The sequence below is a fragment of the Paraburkholderia sp. EB58 genome, from assembly GCF_050436665.1.
Taxonomy (GTDB): Bacteria; Pseudomonadota; Gammaproteobacteria; order Burkholderiales; family Burkholderiaceae; genus Paraburkholderia.
Genome location: NZ_JBNDMQ010000037.1, coordinates 35,169 through 49,008 on the forward strand (window position 1 = coordinate 35,169; position 13,840 = coordinate 49,008).

The window sequence follows — 13,840 nt, forward strand, 5'->3', positions numbered from 1 at the left end:
CCATGCGTGCGCCTCCTTATGCGCTCCTTGCCATCGGCATCGTCGCCGAAGTGATTGCCACCTCGGCGCTGCGCGCGTCGGAGGGGTTCTCCCGTTTGTTGCCTGCCGTGATCGTCGTGCTTGGCTACGGCGTGGCGTTCTATGGTCTTTCCTTGACGCTTAGGAGCATTTCGGTCGACATCGTCTACGCGATCTGGTCGGGTGCCGGCATCGTCCTGATCAGTCTGGTCGCGGTCATGCTGTACCGGCAGGTGCCCGATTTGCCGGCCATCATCGGGTTACGCTATTCATTACCAGGTGGATGGCCGGGCAGACCCATCTGCCTGCCCCCTGCATATACACAATGGAGAATGGTATGAGCTCAGAAACGCGCCCATTGAGAAGCGCCGCTTGGTTCACGCGGCTTGATAACACCGGCTTTGAGCATCGGACTCACCTCAAGGCGCGTGGCGCGTTGCCGGATATGTTCGAGGGACGTCCGGTCATCGGTATTGCTAACTCCGCTTCGGACCTGGTGCCCTGCAACGCGCATTTGACCGGTCTCGCCGACTTCGTCGCCAAGGGCGTTCTGGAGGCGGGCGGCTGGCCGCTGGTCTTTCCGACAATGTCGATCGGCGACATGATGATGCGTCCAAGTGGCATGCTGTTTCGCAATTTGATGAGCATGGAGCTCGAAGCGACGCTGCGTGCCAATCCGCTCGACGGCGTGGTATTGCTGTCCGGCTGCGACAATACCGCGCCCGCCTATATGATGGGCGCGGCCAGCGTTAACCTTCCAACCATCCTGGTGCATGGCGGTGCGATGATCAACGGCCGCGTGGGCAATCGAACCGTCGGGTCAGGTACGGATATTTTCCGCATGCACGCAGATTACCGGTCCGGACGAATGTCAAAAGAGGCGTTCGGGGATGCCGAGTATGGGATGTCTCGAAGCAACGGGCACTGCAACACTATGGGCACCGCCTCGACCATGGGTAGTGTGGCTGAAGCGCTGGGTTTGAGTTTGCCCGGCACCGCCATGATTCCTGCTGTCGATGGCCGCCGTTATAGTAGCTCTCAACTCGCCGGCCGAAGAATCGTCGAGATGGTGCGAGAGGATCTGGTTTTCTCGAAAGTAGTTGATCGGCGCGCGTTGGAAAATGCGATCCGTGTCAACGCGGCTGTGGGCGGCAGCACCAACGCGATCCTGCATATTATTGCGTTGTCCGGACGGCTCGGCATCGAACTCAAGCTGGAAGACTTCGAGTCGAACTGCATGGGCATACCCCTATTGGCCAATATCCTGCCGAATGGCGCATACCTCGCCGAGGAGTTCTTTGATGCCGGTGGGGTGCGCGCGCTGATGGCCGAAATGAAGGATCGCCTGCATCTGGATGCGATGACCGTTACGGGCAAGACCGTTGGCGAGAACATTGTCGGCGCAGGCACCGCGGATCCGAACGTCATCGCGCATTTCGATGCCCCGGTGAAACAGCAAAATGCGCTGCGAGTGCTCAGGGGCAATCTGGCGCCTAATGGTGCGGTCATCAAGCCTTCAGCCGCGAGCCCACATCTGCTTCGTCACACCGGTCCCGCGGTGGTGTTCGAAAGCGTTGAAGATCTCGACGCGCGCATTGACGATCCCGACCTGGACGTCGACGAGGATAGTGTTCTGGTCCTGAAGGGGATCGGTCCGCGTGGTTACCCCGGTATGCCAGAGCTTGGTAACATTCGCCTGCCGGCGAAGCTCCTGGCTCGCGGCGTTACCGACATGGTTCGTATTTCGGATGGGCGCATGAGTGGTACCGCATACGGTACCGTTGTGCTGCATGTGGCTCCAGAGTCGTCGGTCGGGGGCCCCCTTGCGCTGGTACAGAATGGGGACCTGATTGCTTTGGACGTCAACGAAGGGCGGCTCGAGCTACAGGTACCGGCGGAAGAACTAGCGCGCCGCAAGGCCGCCGGCTCGGTTAGCGTCGAACCGCGTGGGCGCGGCTATGAACGCCTCTTTTTTGAACACGTGCTGCAAGCGGACCAAGGGATCGACTTCGATTTCCTGGTCGGCGGCAGCGGCAACGCGGCACCACTGCGGCGCCCTTTTTAGAGGCGCGCTGGCCCGTGTGGCGCAATTGACGAGCGAATCTTCGTCACCCGAAATGGCTGACAAGGTTCGCTGGAATCACTAGGGTGGGCTTGATGACCAAAACTGTTGAGAAACCTCCTCATAAAGAAACGGGAAGCGCGCGCGTGTACGCGGTGCTACGCGATGAAATCTTGCGCCTCCAGCTAGCCCCCGGCACCCCCTTGGACGAGGTCGGACTGAGCGAGCGCTTCCAAATGTCGCGTTCCCCGATCCGGGAAGCCTTGGTGCGTCTGGGCAGCGAAGGGTTGGTGGTGATTTTGCCGAATCGCAGCACCATCGTCACGCCGATGGACTTTCAGCGCATGCCGGAGTTTCTCGATGCGCTCGATTTGCTGCAACGCGCGGTGACTCGCCTGGCCGCGACGCACAGAACAAGCGCCGATCTAACGCGCATTCGCAAGGCTCAGAAAGACTACGAGTCGGCGCTGAGGGTCAGCCTCAAGTCCGGGGACAGCCTGATCATGATCGAGAAAAACTACGAGTTCCACATGGCGATCGCGCAGGCGGGGCGCAACGCCTACTTCGTGGACTTGTACCGCAGGCTGCTGGAAGAGGGTCGCCGCATGCTCCATCTGCACTTTGAGTATGAGGCGCTTGATCCAAATATCAGCGTGGAGAAGATGGCCAGCCATCATTCGGCCATGGTGACAGCCATCGAAACGCGCGACGCGGACAGTGCCGAAGAATGGGCGCATCTTCATGCGAAGCAATTCACGGGCCGTTTCATGCAGTTCCTTGACCGGAATCTGACGGCAAACATGCCTTTGCACTACGCATCCGCGACGCTTGAAAACGCGTCGCGGATCGAGGACGAACCGCTTCAATCCGGTATCCCGGAACGTGTCGCCACATCGGGCTCGCGCGCTGGCACCGGCTCACGGCGCCAGCGCCGAAGCTGAATCCTTACTGCGAGTGTTGCGCTGGCGCGTCCAGCAGGAACTGCACCATCCGGTCGCAAACCCGGCCGAACATCTGCGTGCCGGTCACGGTCGCGCAGCCGCGCGTGCGGGCCGCTTCGATCAGTAGCGTGAGCGGCGGCTTGGTGACGACGTCACCGACGAAGGTCGTGCCTGGCAGCCGCGAGACATCGACCGGCAACGGATCGTCGGGATGCATGCCCGCAGGCGATGCATTCACGACCACGTGATAGGTTTCCAGCCCCACGTCAGGCGCCGCGACTCGCACCTTGCCGGGAAACAGCGCGCTCAGATTGCTAACCAGCGCTGCGCTGCGTGCCGCGTCGTTGTCGTGCACAGCGAGCGACGCGGCTCCTGCATTGACGAGCGCCAGACCGATCGCTGAGCCGGCGCCGCCCGCCCCCACCAGTAGCGCGCGCTGTCCACGCAAGTCGCAGCCGGCATCGCCGAGCGCGGCGACCAGGCCGGTGCCGTCGAACATGCCGCCGTACCAGCTGCCATCGGCCTGCCGACGCAATGTATTGACCGCGCTGAGAAACTTGGCTTCGTCGGTGAGACCGGCGCAATATCGGGCCGCGTTGAACTTGTGCGGCACGGTGATAATCACGCCATCGACGTTGTGCATCTGCGTGACGCACGCGAAAAACGCGGAAAGGTGGACTGCCTGTACGTGGGCCGGAACGACGACCGCGTCGCGACCTGCAGCGCGCAGCGCAGCCGTCACATCGGCGGGCGAGCGCACTTGCGCAATCGGATCCCCGACGATGAAATAGACCCGTGTAGCACCGCTGAGGCCGGCGTCGAACGGCACGGAAAACGATGCTGCGTTGCCTTGTGTCATGCTATGTTCACCTCTCGAATGCGCTCGGCTTGGTCGTCCATTGACGTCGAGCAGTCTTGCCCGAGCGAATGCCCTGGCACTCTCCTTACTTCGTCGCCCCTAAACAATTCGTTTTGCGGCGCGCCCGGTCTCATGACGTCGAGACCTCAGCGAAGGCACGTTCGATGAGCGCGATGAGAACGAGGGCGTAAAAAAGGTGCAGCTTCCTGATGATCATCCGCGGGTTGTGGCCGGCGCCGCGCAGGGCCGCGTGAATCGCGTCACCGAACGCTCCTATGGGCCAGTTCCGATCGAGTTTTCCGTTTGCCTTTCATGTGACCGAATGGCGGGCTCAATCGCGCTACGTCTTCGGCTCGTCGCACGCAACCCACGCTTGAAACCGCGCCGCAATTCCGGGGGATAAATTTTCACGCGCGCAACGATGCCGGATCAAGATAGGTGGAGTATAAAACTTCAACTCTGAAGAAGCTGATTGCCTTTCCAATGATGATTTTCTTCCACATTTCAGGATCGAGCGCGACCGGGTCGCGCAGGGTGATGCGCAGCCCCTGGGCGAATCCAGGGGCCTTGCTGGGCAGGCTAGATCAGAATCCGCTCGGTTTGTCCCAGAGATTCAAGGGTTGGCCAATCCCCTTTTGGATCGCGTTCTTGTATACGTCGAAGCCCCAGCTGATGTCGAAAACGGACATGCCGCAGGCAATGAAAATGACGCGTTCTTTTGTGCCCTCCCGGCTAGGTTTGTTGCCGTTGACGACGTCACCCAGACCGGTTGAATCCGCCAGTGCGGGCAATTTGCCAGCATCAATCAGACGGTAGAATGGTCCGCCAATAACGCCACTATAGTAGGCATCCTTATCGCCCGATGCGATCGCGTCCTCAACGTACGCCTCCTGCAGCGGGGTGTGATCGAATACGATCTTGCAACTGGTGAGGAAGGCTTCGTCAGTGTTAAACGGACCCGACACCAAGACTGTTGCGCCTTCCTTGATCCACTCATCCCTGAAGTAGAGCGGCTTCAGGCGCGAGGCTGCTACGGTGATGACGTCCGCATCACGGAAGCCCTTTTCTGCCTCGTCGACCCCGATAGCGCTGATGCCGTACTTCTCCTCAACCCAGCGCGCAAATTCGTCGGCCTTGTCAAGGAAAACGTCAAAGCAGATGACCTTCTTGATTGAGCCGAGTTGGGTCATGATCGCCGTGAAGCAAGCCCTGTTAATAGGGCCGCAGCCGATGACGGATACGCTCTTCGCATCCTCATTAGTCAGGTACTTCGCTGCGACGCCAGGCACAGCCCCGGTTCGTGCCGCACTCAGGAGATTCGCCGACATAAGTGCCAGTGGCGCGCCCGTGTCCTTATCATTGAGCATCATCGTCAGAATCGAGCGCGGCAATCCCTTTTCAGCATTGGCGTGATTCGAACCGTACCATTTGTTTCCGCAGACGTCGAAGCGTCCTCCTAGATAACCGGGCATGGCAGCAAAGCGTCGGTCGGGGCCCGCCACGGGCATGTTGGGGAATGTCGTTTCTTTTGGAAAGACGATGTTCATGCCGTGGTTGTTGTGATTGGCACCGCCCATCAGATAATCGCCCTTTCCAAGAAGGCTGAAGGTTTCCTCACATACAGAAACGCAACGCGCGGCATCCAGCACACCGGCTGCGATCATGTCGGGCTCTGATAGATAGAGAAAGTCAATCTTGGGATACATGGAGCTTACCTTTTTCAACGAGGTGAGTGATATTGCATGCAGATTTCTGGCCGCGCTCATCGCGTCAGAATCTAAGGAGTGGGGAGATGTCATAAAGGCGGCAACCGGGACTTCGTGCATTCGCCCGCATCAAAAAATTGAGCTTTTCAATGCGTTCCCCCGAGCGCGGCGCGCCGTTTTTTTGGAGCGGGACTTCGAGCCCAACGGAAAAATCCATCACGACGTCGTCCACGACGCCACCCGAGCGGCCTGAAGGCACCGCGATCATCCCATGCTGTTCGGCAAATCGGTAAGCGTCCATCGCTTCAGTTATCGTACCGACCTGATTAGGTTTGAGTACGAAGCCATCAACGGCACGCGTTTCATGAGCTTTTCTAAGCAAGGCCAGGTTGGTCACTGTCAGGTCGTCGCCCAGAACGATGGTGCGTTTGAGTTCTCGAACTGCTTTGCAATAGCCAGTCCAGTCGTTCTCGTCGAGCAGATCCTCGATAAAAACAAGGTTGAACCGTTCCGTCAGGCACTTGGCATACGCGATCAGTTCGTCGGATGACACCCGTTTGCCTTTCAGAAGATAGGTACACGTTTCTTTGTCATACATCTCGCTCGAGGCGCAATCGAGCGCGAACGCAATTCGCCGTGTATAGCCACATCGGTCGATTGCCCTCTGCATCAGTTCCAGAATCACTTCGGGGTCGTCAGAAGGCGCGGCATAGCCGTACGAACTGGCAACCTGGGGCTTATGTCCCAGATACTCAGTAAGTATGTCCGAGAGTTTCTGGAACACGGCGACCGCCATCTCGATGGAAAAATCGACGCTGTCGGTACCGTAGGGCACAATCAGAAATTCGTTGAATGCCTGCGTCAACACATCGTATCGTCCACCGTTGATCACGTTGAAGCAGGGGACTGGCACGGTACAGATGTCGCGACCCGCGATGTGCTTGTAGAGCGGGATCGAACACGCGGCTGCGGCTGCGCGAAAAGCCGCAATGGATACCGAGTAAATCGTATTGCCTCCCAGGCGGCTCTTATCTGGCGTCCCATCAAGGGCGATCATCCTTTCGTCGATGGATCGCTGGTCGAACACGTTCATGCCGAACAAGGCCGGACCAATTACGTTTGCCGCGTTGTCGACGGCCTTGTGAACGCTGAGCCCCTTATACGTCGATGGGTCACCGTCCCTCAGGACAACTGACTCGTGCATGCCGACTGAAGTACCGGTGGGCGCCGCGCCTCGCCCCACTGCACCGCCTTCGGTGCGTATCTCGACCTCGACAGCGGGCCGGCATTTGCAATCGATGATCTGCTGTGCCCGTACGGATACGATTCTGTCTTCCACGTTATTTGCCCCCGTGCGGTGCCGGAACATAAAGAATGTTCAGGTCACACAGATTGGTACCTGTGTTGCCGGTAAATACAGTTGAACTGATCGAGTCGAGCGCTTCAAAACAACTGTGTTCCCGCAACGACTGATATAGACTGATTCCTTTCTCGGCCGCCGCCTTGAAGCTGGTCGAATCGGTGATGCCGCCAGCGACCTTGGCCGTTCCGTCCGTACCTTCGCTATCGATTGACAGCAGGCAGGCACCATCGGTCTTGCCCGCCGTTATGGCAAAACTCACGGTCATTTCCTGGCCCGGACCACCATGGCCCTTGACTACGCTGTTAGCATCGATCTGCGTTGTCACCTCACCGGAACTGAGAAGGACACACGGAGGCTTGATCGGATTGCCATATCTCTGTATCTCGCGCGCCATTGAAGCGAAAAAAGTTCCAGCGTCACGGCTCTCGCCCTCAAGGAAGGACGACACGATCATCACCGGGATACCCATTTCTTCACATATTTCTTTGGCGTAGATGCAGGAATCCGGTAGCGTGTTGAGCAGGAAGTACGTGTTATCAGGAAATGCTTTAGGCGTTTCCGCTTCAGGCCCCGCGTTCATCAGATAGTTGACAACGCTTTTGGGCAGGCGTTTCGCGACATTGTGATTGATAATCGTCGCGCGAGCATCGTCCAACGTCGTCATGTCCGGGCCGATCGGCGTGCTTTGATAGGCCGTATATGGCACAGCGATATCGCCCGTGGCCGGGGACCCCACCGCGTCGCTGATACCGAAACCAATCAGTTCGGCTCCTACATCCTGGATACGCTTTGCTAACATCCCGCCGTTCAAGGCTGAGATATGACGGCGTACGGCATTGATTTCGTAAATGCCCGCACCGGATTTCAGCAGCACGTCGGTGGTATCGATCTCATCCTGCAAGGTGATGCCGTCGATTGGACATGACATGAGTGCTGAGCTGCCACCGCTGATCACCGCAATAAAGAGATCGCCGGGGCCGGCCTGATCGACGATTTCGATGATCTTTTGCGATGCCCGGTAGCCTTCTTCGTTTGGAAGCGGGTGCCCGCCGACAAACACCTCGGTCTTGTCGAATCGATCCGTTTTCTCAATAGTCTTAACGATGGCCATACCCCTAGTCAAGCGATCTCCCAACACGTGGTCCACCGCCATCGCCATATGATTGCAGGCTTTTCCAGCTCCGATGAGGTAAACATTGCGCTTTAGCGATAGATCCCATGTGCGAGTTCCAATACGTAACACGCTGCCCTCCATGCGCATGATGCTCTTGATGCGCCGATAGCTGTCGAGTCTGTCAAGTGTTCGGTCGGCAATCTCAAGCACGACTCGCCTGGAGGCCACGTCACCCTGCGAGAGGACTTCTTCTGAATTTCGGATTTTCTTCATGCTGGCGGATTCGATGTAGTTTTATAAATAAATAACTTAGGAGTATTTATTTAATCATCTTAGATTCGTGCCAATTGGCAGAGCCAAGACTGGAATTGTTTAGTGAAGGCTCCACTCCGCAGATACTGTTGGTTAGCCAATTCGGGGATGCCTTCAACCTCTACAATTACATTGCGAGGAAGGAGGTATATCCGGCCTTAGAGCGGGCGTGACGGTCTGCGTAATCCAGGCCGATTTTTGACCACTGCTGTTCGAGGGGCGGTTTCGCAGACGCGTCGTGGTCGAGCTCCCATCTTTGAAGGCGACTTTGAGGAATCGATGGGAGGGGTCGCGCGTGATTGTTCCGTTCGCAAGATCGGCCTCGACTGGATCAAAAGTAATGGGGCGAGTCTACGGTGTGTCACGTTCTACTCCATTGAGGTCCAGTCAGGCGATGCGACTACTTTGTCAACCTTAGCAGTCCTGAGGCGCCAGCCAAGTGGAATCACCACGCGAGAGGACTTCGTATGCGCTCCCAATTGACTGACCCTGTTGATGCCGTCGACCTAAACGGTCTGCGCGCATGTCTGGGATTGCGCCGCATTGCGATCACCGAGTCCGCGTACCAAACCAAAGGTTCCAGACCGGTCATCAACGTTGAGCGTGTAGTAAGTGTAGGCAAGCGCCCTGTACAGATACATGTACACTTTGCGCGATTGCCGATACACTGTATAGGTGCCGACACCCCTACGGTGGTGGCTGCAAAATCTCACCCGCGACGAAATGAAAGCCATTTTGACCTTGGATTCCAGTGCAGAGACGTCGCTTACCCAGCAGATCGTAGATGGCGTGATCAGGGAAGTCGACGAGAAACGCTGGAGGCCGGGAATGCGCGTACCAAGCATTCGTGTATTTGCAGCAGCGCACGGCGTGTCAACCTTTACTGTTGTCGATGCCTACGATCGGCTGGTAGCGCAGGATGTACTGCTTGCACGACGCGGTTCGGGTTTCTACGTTTCTGGACGGACCCGAAATACATTGAGACATGCAGTTGAAATACTTGACGAGAAGCTTACCAATGGCTGGTCGCTACGCAACATTCTAGGAACACACGAAGGGGCGATTCACGCAGGGGCGGGATGGCTTCCTGACTCGTGGTTTGACAGTGATGGCCTCGCACGAGCGCTTAGACAGCTGGCGCCGCATGCAGAGAATCTTCTAGGTTATGGACACGCGAAGGGGTACGAGCCGTTGCGCGAACAGATAGTTCGGCAGTTGGCGGAGTACGAAATAGCGGCAGATGTAACTAGCGTCATAACGACGCTAGGTGCGAATCAAGCCCTTGATCTGATCATACGGCAATGCACTCAACCAGGCGATACCGTTATGGTTGATGAGCCGTGTTACAGCGACCTGCTTGTTGCGCTGCGCCTACGCGACGTTAAAAGCATAGGTATAACGATGACCGCTACCGGGCCAGACGTAGGCGTGTTGGAAGGAGCTTTGGAGAAGTTTCATCCGAAGCTGTACTTCACGAATAGCCGACTTCATAACCCCACCGGGGCAAGTTACAGTTCGGCGACGGCCTTCAAAGTCTTGAAACTTGCGGAGCGCTACGACTGTTTGATTGTTGAAGATGATGTCTCCGCCGGCCTCGCGCAAGGTGCCGTCGTCACGCTCGCGTCTTTGGATGAACTACGGCGCGTGATATACGTCGGCAGCTTCTCAAAAACGATCGGCGCAGGCTTGCGCGTTGGTTTCGTTGCGGCGGAAAATGGTATTCTTGAGGGCCTTCTATACCAGAAGTTGGTGTCCGGCATGTCGACACCAACAGTCACTGAAAGGCTCGTGAGCGCGATATTGTCGGAAGGACACTTTCGAAAGCAAACGGAACAATTGAGGGACCGTCTGGCAGCTGCACAGGAGAGAACCGGTCGCCGACTTGAGGGAATAGGATTTGAGCTCTTTTGCGAGCCTCGCGCTGGTATGTTTCTCTGGGCGAGACCAGCAGGCGTGGCCCATGATTCAGCGAAGCTAGCTGAACTTGGCTTAAAAAGGCAAATACTTCTTGCACCGGGAAATCTGTTTTATGCGGAAACTGTCAAAACAAGCTGGCTAAGATTCAATGTGGCTCACTGTAACTCCGAGCCCTTATTTGCCTTCCTCGCAGAATCCGCTGGGAGTTGAAGTAACGAACTGATTGACCAAGCACGCTTGCACGCCCACCTGCAATACATCGTCCTAGCTTTTTGACCGTCGGGCTCCGAATGCTCGAGAAGAACTCGCGGTGCGCTGCGGACCGTTTGCATTGCCGATAGCATCACCTCGTGCGTATTTCGACGAAGCCGAATAGAGATATCGGTTGATGTCGAAGAGGGTTCTCGCTGGAAGATGAACAGGCGTTTCGGTTGAAGTCAAACAAAGCCGAAACGGTTGTTCGATTTGCCGAAACGGTTGTGTCGCGATAAGGTCGGCAAGGCAAGAAAGTTCCGCGATGACAAGGAGTCCTTATGCCACCAACGAATAGAATTGATCGGCAGCGGTTCGGGTAACGCCGTTGTCCTTCATCTGACCTTTCCTGATCATATGCATTGTCTCAATGCCTGACAGGATGATGCGAGCACACCGGAAATCCTTGAAGCCCATCATTGGCCTGATTCGGCGTTTGATGGCCCGATGATCCTGTTCGACGATGTTGTTCAAATACTTGACCTGCCGGACGTTGATGGGTGTTTCCCGTTCAGCGTTGATGGCCTGAAGGGCGGCCAGATTGGCCCCGCTTTTATCCATGGTCACGGTCTCAGGCGTGCCGTTCCGATCGATGGCTTTCTCGAAGTAGCGGCGCGCGGCAGCCTTGTCGCGATGCGCCCGCAACAGGAAATCCACCGTATTACCGGCCTTGTCCACTGCGCGATACAAGTACTTCCACTGGCCACGCACCTTAACGTAGGTTTCACCCATCCTCCAGCTCTTGCCGACCGGGCGTTTGTACCTGCGAAAGGCCTTCTCGAACAACGGCACCAGTTTGATCACCCAGCGATGCACGCTGGAATGGTCAACCTCGAAACCCCGTTCGGCCATCATCTCCTCCAGATGGCGTAGGCTCAGCGGGTAGGCCACATACCACCGTACACACAGCAGGATCACGTCCAGCGGATAGTGCAGGCGTTTGAGTACCTTCGCTACGCCGGCAGGCAGGGCTTTTCTCGCAGTCGCCTTCTTCATATCATGCTTCACTTCAGGAAAATGTCCGCCTGGATTTTACTCCTGCACCCTTAGCGCGACACAACCACACCCCCGATGTCAACAAGGTCATCTGGAAAACACAGAGAGCAAAGACCAACGCGATTGCGTCGTTGAAGAGAAGCGAACGAGAAAGTCCGACAGGCTGCTCGCGCATGCATCCCTACCAAAAGATCCAAGGGCTCAAGCGAAAACCTCACCCCCCACCTCTCCGCCGATCCCGGATCAACGCCATCAGCCGGCGATCACGCCACTGAACCCGCGCATCCCAATCATCGAGTGGCAAGGCAGCGCGCCGCTCACCCGCCACACGTGCCACGAGATCGGGCGTCCACGGATCATGCTGGCCACGCGACGCGCCCATTCGTTCGTACGCAGGCCCCATCTTCTGTGCATGCGATGCAATCCCGCCACGCGTGTTGAGATCGACGGTCTCGAACGGCCCCGTCACCGACCAGCGCAGGCCGACGCCGTCGCGTATCACCCTGTCGATATCCGCAACCGACGCCACGCCGTCCCGCACCAGGCAATACGCTTCGCGCAACACCGCACCTTGCAGCCGGTTGAAAATAAAGCCTTCAATCTCCCCTGTCACGCGGACCGCGCTCATCCCCGCCGCTTCATAAAGCGCAGTAACGCGGGTGATCGTTGCGTCGTCGGTGAACGGCGCCGGCACGATCTCGATGACCGAGATCAGATACGGCGGATTGCCTGGATGCGCAACCAGGCAGCGCGCGCGCCCTGGCAACGCATCGGCGAACGAAGACGTCGTCAATGCCGACGATGAACTCGCCAGCACCGCAGCGGCGGGCGCGTGCACATCGATCAGCGCGAACAACTCGCGCTTCAGCTCCACGCGTTCAGGTGCACATTCCTGCACGAGCACCACGTCCCGAACCGCATCGGCGAGATGGTCGAACACGGTGATGCGGGCCAGCAGCAACTCGGCTGGCTCATCGAGCAGGCCAAATTCAGCGAGATCGTCGAGGCGTGCCCGCACTTCGGGTTTCACCGCGTGCCGCCGTTCTTCCGCCGGGTCGTACAGGCACACATCAAAGCCCGAACGCGCGAACACGATACAAAACGCCACACCAATGCTGCCCCCGCCGACTATCGCGACCTTCTTCATTACTTCTCCCAATTCGAATCTTCAAAAAGTCAACCGCATCACCATGCTGCGGTTTGCACCCGTGCGAATCAGCAGCGGCCCAGCAAGCGCACGGTCCATGTTTGCGTCGCCCGTATCCACGAACAGCCGGCCGTCGACAAGCGACAGCAGCTTGTGAACGCTCGCCACCACTTCGATGCGTTGCCGCGCTACACGCGACAGCACGCGCGCGCTGATCGGCTGATTGCCGCGTCCGAACAGGCATCCCTGGCGTCCAATCACGCCAACCACGATCGACGCGGACGGCCACCTATCCAGCAGCTTCAGCAGCGTGGCCTCAGACGTATCGGCGGCCACGACACTGCCGTTGACGATCGCGTCGACGCCGAGCATCGTGCCGCGCACGCCAGCGCGTTCGCAAAGCGTCGCCATCGTGGTACCGGGACCGACGATATACAGCGTCTCGCGCTCGAATTCCGCTGCCAGTTGGCGGCACGCCGCGTCGATGTCGGCGCCACCGCTGCCCGGCATGTGCGCCTTGCTGCCTTGCATACGCGTGCGATCCACGGGCGCCAGCACATGCCCATGTAGCCGCGAAGAAGCACGGTCCGCGCGCAACTCCGCTTCGTCGATATCGAGCAACTCGACCGGCTGTACGTCGAACGGTCCGCGTGCGCATTGCGCCGCCACTTCCCCGGCACGCGCCGCCGTCAGCGCGAACACGCCCGAATACATTTTTACGCCGCAGGGGATGCCGATCACCGGGAGGTCCGTGCCGGCAATAGCCGCGATATCGCGTGCCGTGCCGTCACCGCCGGCGAACAGAATCAGGTCCGTGCCCGCGTCAATAAACGCCCGGCATGCGGCCGCCGTATCCGCCGACGAGCTCGGCGAGCCAGCGGGCCACGCGACAACTCGCGCCTCTAGTCCAGCGACGCGGCATAATTCCTCACCCATCGCCCCAGCCGCCGTGACCACGTGGAAACGCGCTACATCTGCAGCGGCCCGAAGTCGCAGTAGCGCAGGCAACGCACGCGTACCCGCATCGAAAGACGCTTGCCGCGCACACGCCTCCGCCACAGTCCCCGGACCATCGCTCCCTTTGAGTCCTACCGCGCCGCCCACCCCGGCCAGCGGATTGATCACTATCCCGATGCAGATCGACACGTCCGAT

General features: G+C 58.2%; 11 protein-coding genes and 1 pseudogene. 4 read left to right on the plus strand and 8 right to left on the minus strand.

Features of this window, described 5'->3' with window-relative positions; genetic code table 11:
* Positions 1 to 2: 2 nt before the first annotated feature.
* The 3 genes from P3T40_RS36285 to P3T40_RS36295 all read left to right on the plus strand — a co-directional run bounded on the left by P3T40_RS36285 (position 3) and on the right by P3T40_RS36295 (position 3,021).
* The gene (locus P3T40_RS36285; protein ID WP_429272513.1) at positions 3 to 359 is read left to right on the plus strand and encodes a DMT family transporter; all 357 of its coding nucleotides are present in this window, start codon (positions 3 to 5) and stop codon (positions 357 to 359) included.
* Positions 356 to 2,083 (plus strand): dihydroxy-acid dehydratase, encoded by a 1,728-nt coding sequence (locus P3T40_RS36290; protein WP_429272514.1) that lies wholly within the window; start codon positions 356 to 358, stop codon positions 2,081 to 2,083. Before P3T40_RS36285 ends, P3T40_RS36290 begins: the two co-directional genes overlap by 4 nt.
* A gap of 92 nt (positions 2,084 to 2,175) precedes the next feature.
* Positions 2,176 to 3,021, plus strand: coding sequence for a GntR family transcriptional regulator (locus tag P3T40_RS36295; RefSeq protein ID WP_429272515.1), 846 nt, complete (start codon positions 2,176 to 2,178; stop codon positions 3,019 to 3,021).
* Positions 3,022 to 3,025: 4 nt separating this feature from the next.
* Here the strand turns inward: P3T40_RS36295 and P3T40_RS36300 are convergent, their stop codons facing one another.
* The 5 genes and pseudogenes from P3T40_RS36300 to P3T40_RS36320 all read right to left on the minus strand — a co-directional run bounded on the left by P3T40_RS36300 (position 3,026) and on the right by P3T40_RS36320 (position 8,336).
* Positions 3,026 to 3,880: a shikimate dehydrogenase family protein gene (locus P3T40_RS36300; RefSeq protein ID WP_429272516.1), complete on the minus strand. Its 855-nt coding sequence runs from the start codon at positions 3,878 to 3,880 to the stop codon at positions 3,026 to 3,028.
* 130 nt (positions 3,881 to 4,010) lie between these two features.
* Positions 4,011 to 4,300 (minus strand): annotated as a pseudogene (locus tag P3T40_RS36305) (IS5/IS1182 family transposase); the annotation flags it as partial.
* Between the two features lie 164 nt (positions 4,301 to 4,464).
* The gene (locus tag P3T40_RS36310; RefSeq protein ID WP_429272517.1) at positions 4,465 to 5,586 is read right to left on the minus strand and encodes a tyramine oxidase subunit B; all 1,122 of its coding nucleotides are present in this window, start codon (positions 5,584 to 5,586) and stop codon (positions 4,465 to 4,467) included.
* Positions 5,587 to 5,650: 64 nt separating this feature from the next.
* Positions 5,651 to 6,955: a phosphopyruvate hydratase gene (eno, locus tag P3T40_RS36315; RefSeq protein ID WP_429272518.1), complete on the minus strand. Its 1,305-nt coding sequence runs from the start codon at positions 6,953 to 6,955 to the stop codon at positions 5,651 to 5,653.
* Complete coding sequence (locus tag P3T40_RS36320) at positions 6,927 to 8,336, minus strand: glycerate kinase type-2 family protein (protein WP_429272519.1); 1,410 nt, start codon at positions 8,334 to 8,336, stop codon at positions 6,927 to 6,929. Before P3T40_RS36320 ends, eno begins: the two co-directional genes overlap by 29 nt.
* Positions 8,337 to 9,098: 762 nt before the next feature.
* Here P3T40_RS36320 and P3T40_RS36325 point away from each other — a divergent pair.
* Positions 9,099 to 10,502: a PLP-dependent aminotransferase family protein gene (locus tag P3T40_RS36325; RefSeq protein ID WP_429272520.1), complete on the plus strand. Its 1,404-nt coding sequence runs from the start codon at positions 9,099 to 9,101 to the stop codon at positions 10,500 to 10,502.
* A 321-nt stretch (positions 10,503 to 10,823) separates the two neighbouring features.
* On the opposite strand, the gene P3T40_RS36330 is transcribed toward P3T40_RS36325, so the two are convergent.
* The 3 genes from P3T40_RS36330 to P3T40_RS36340 form a co-directional block, all read right to left on the minus strand.
* Positions 10,824 to 11,540, minus strand: a complete 717-nt coding sequence (locus tag P3T40_RS36330) for an IS6 family transposase (RefSeq protein ID WP_429272521.1) — start codon at positions 11,538 to 11,540, stop codon at positions 10,824 to 10,826.
* A 214-nt stretch (positions 11,541 to 11,754) separates the two neighbouring features.
* Positions 11,755 to 12,687, minus strand: a complete 933-nt coding sequence (locus P3T40_RS36335; protein ID WP_429272522.1) for a 3-hydroxyacyl-CoA dehydrogenase — start codon at positions 12,685 to 12,687, stop codon at positions 11,755 to 11,757.
* Positions 12,688 to 12,708: 21 nt separating this feature from the next.
* On the minus strand, positions 12,709 to 13,833 hold the full coding sequence (locus tag P3T40_RS36340; protein WP_429272523.1) for an ATP-NAD kinase family protein: 1,125 nt from the start codon (positions 13,831 to 13,833) through the stop codon (positions 12,709 to 12,711).
* Positions 13,834 to 13,840 lie beyond the last annotated feature (7 nt).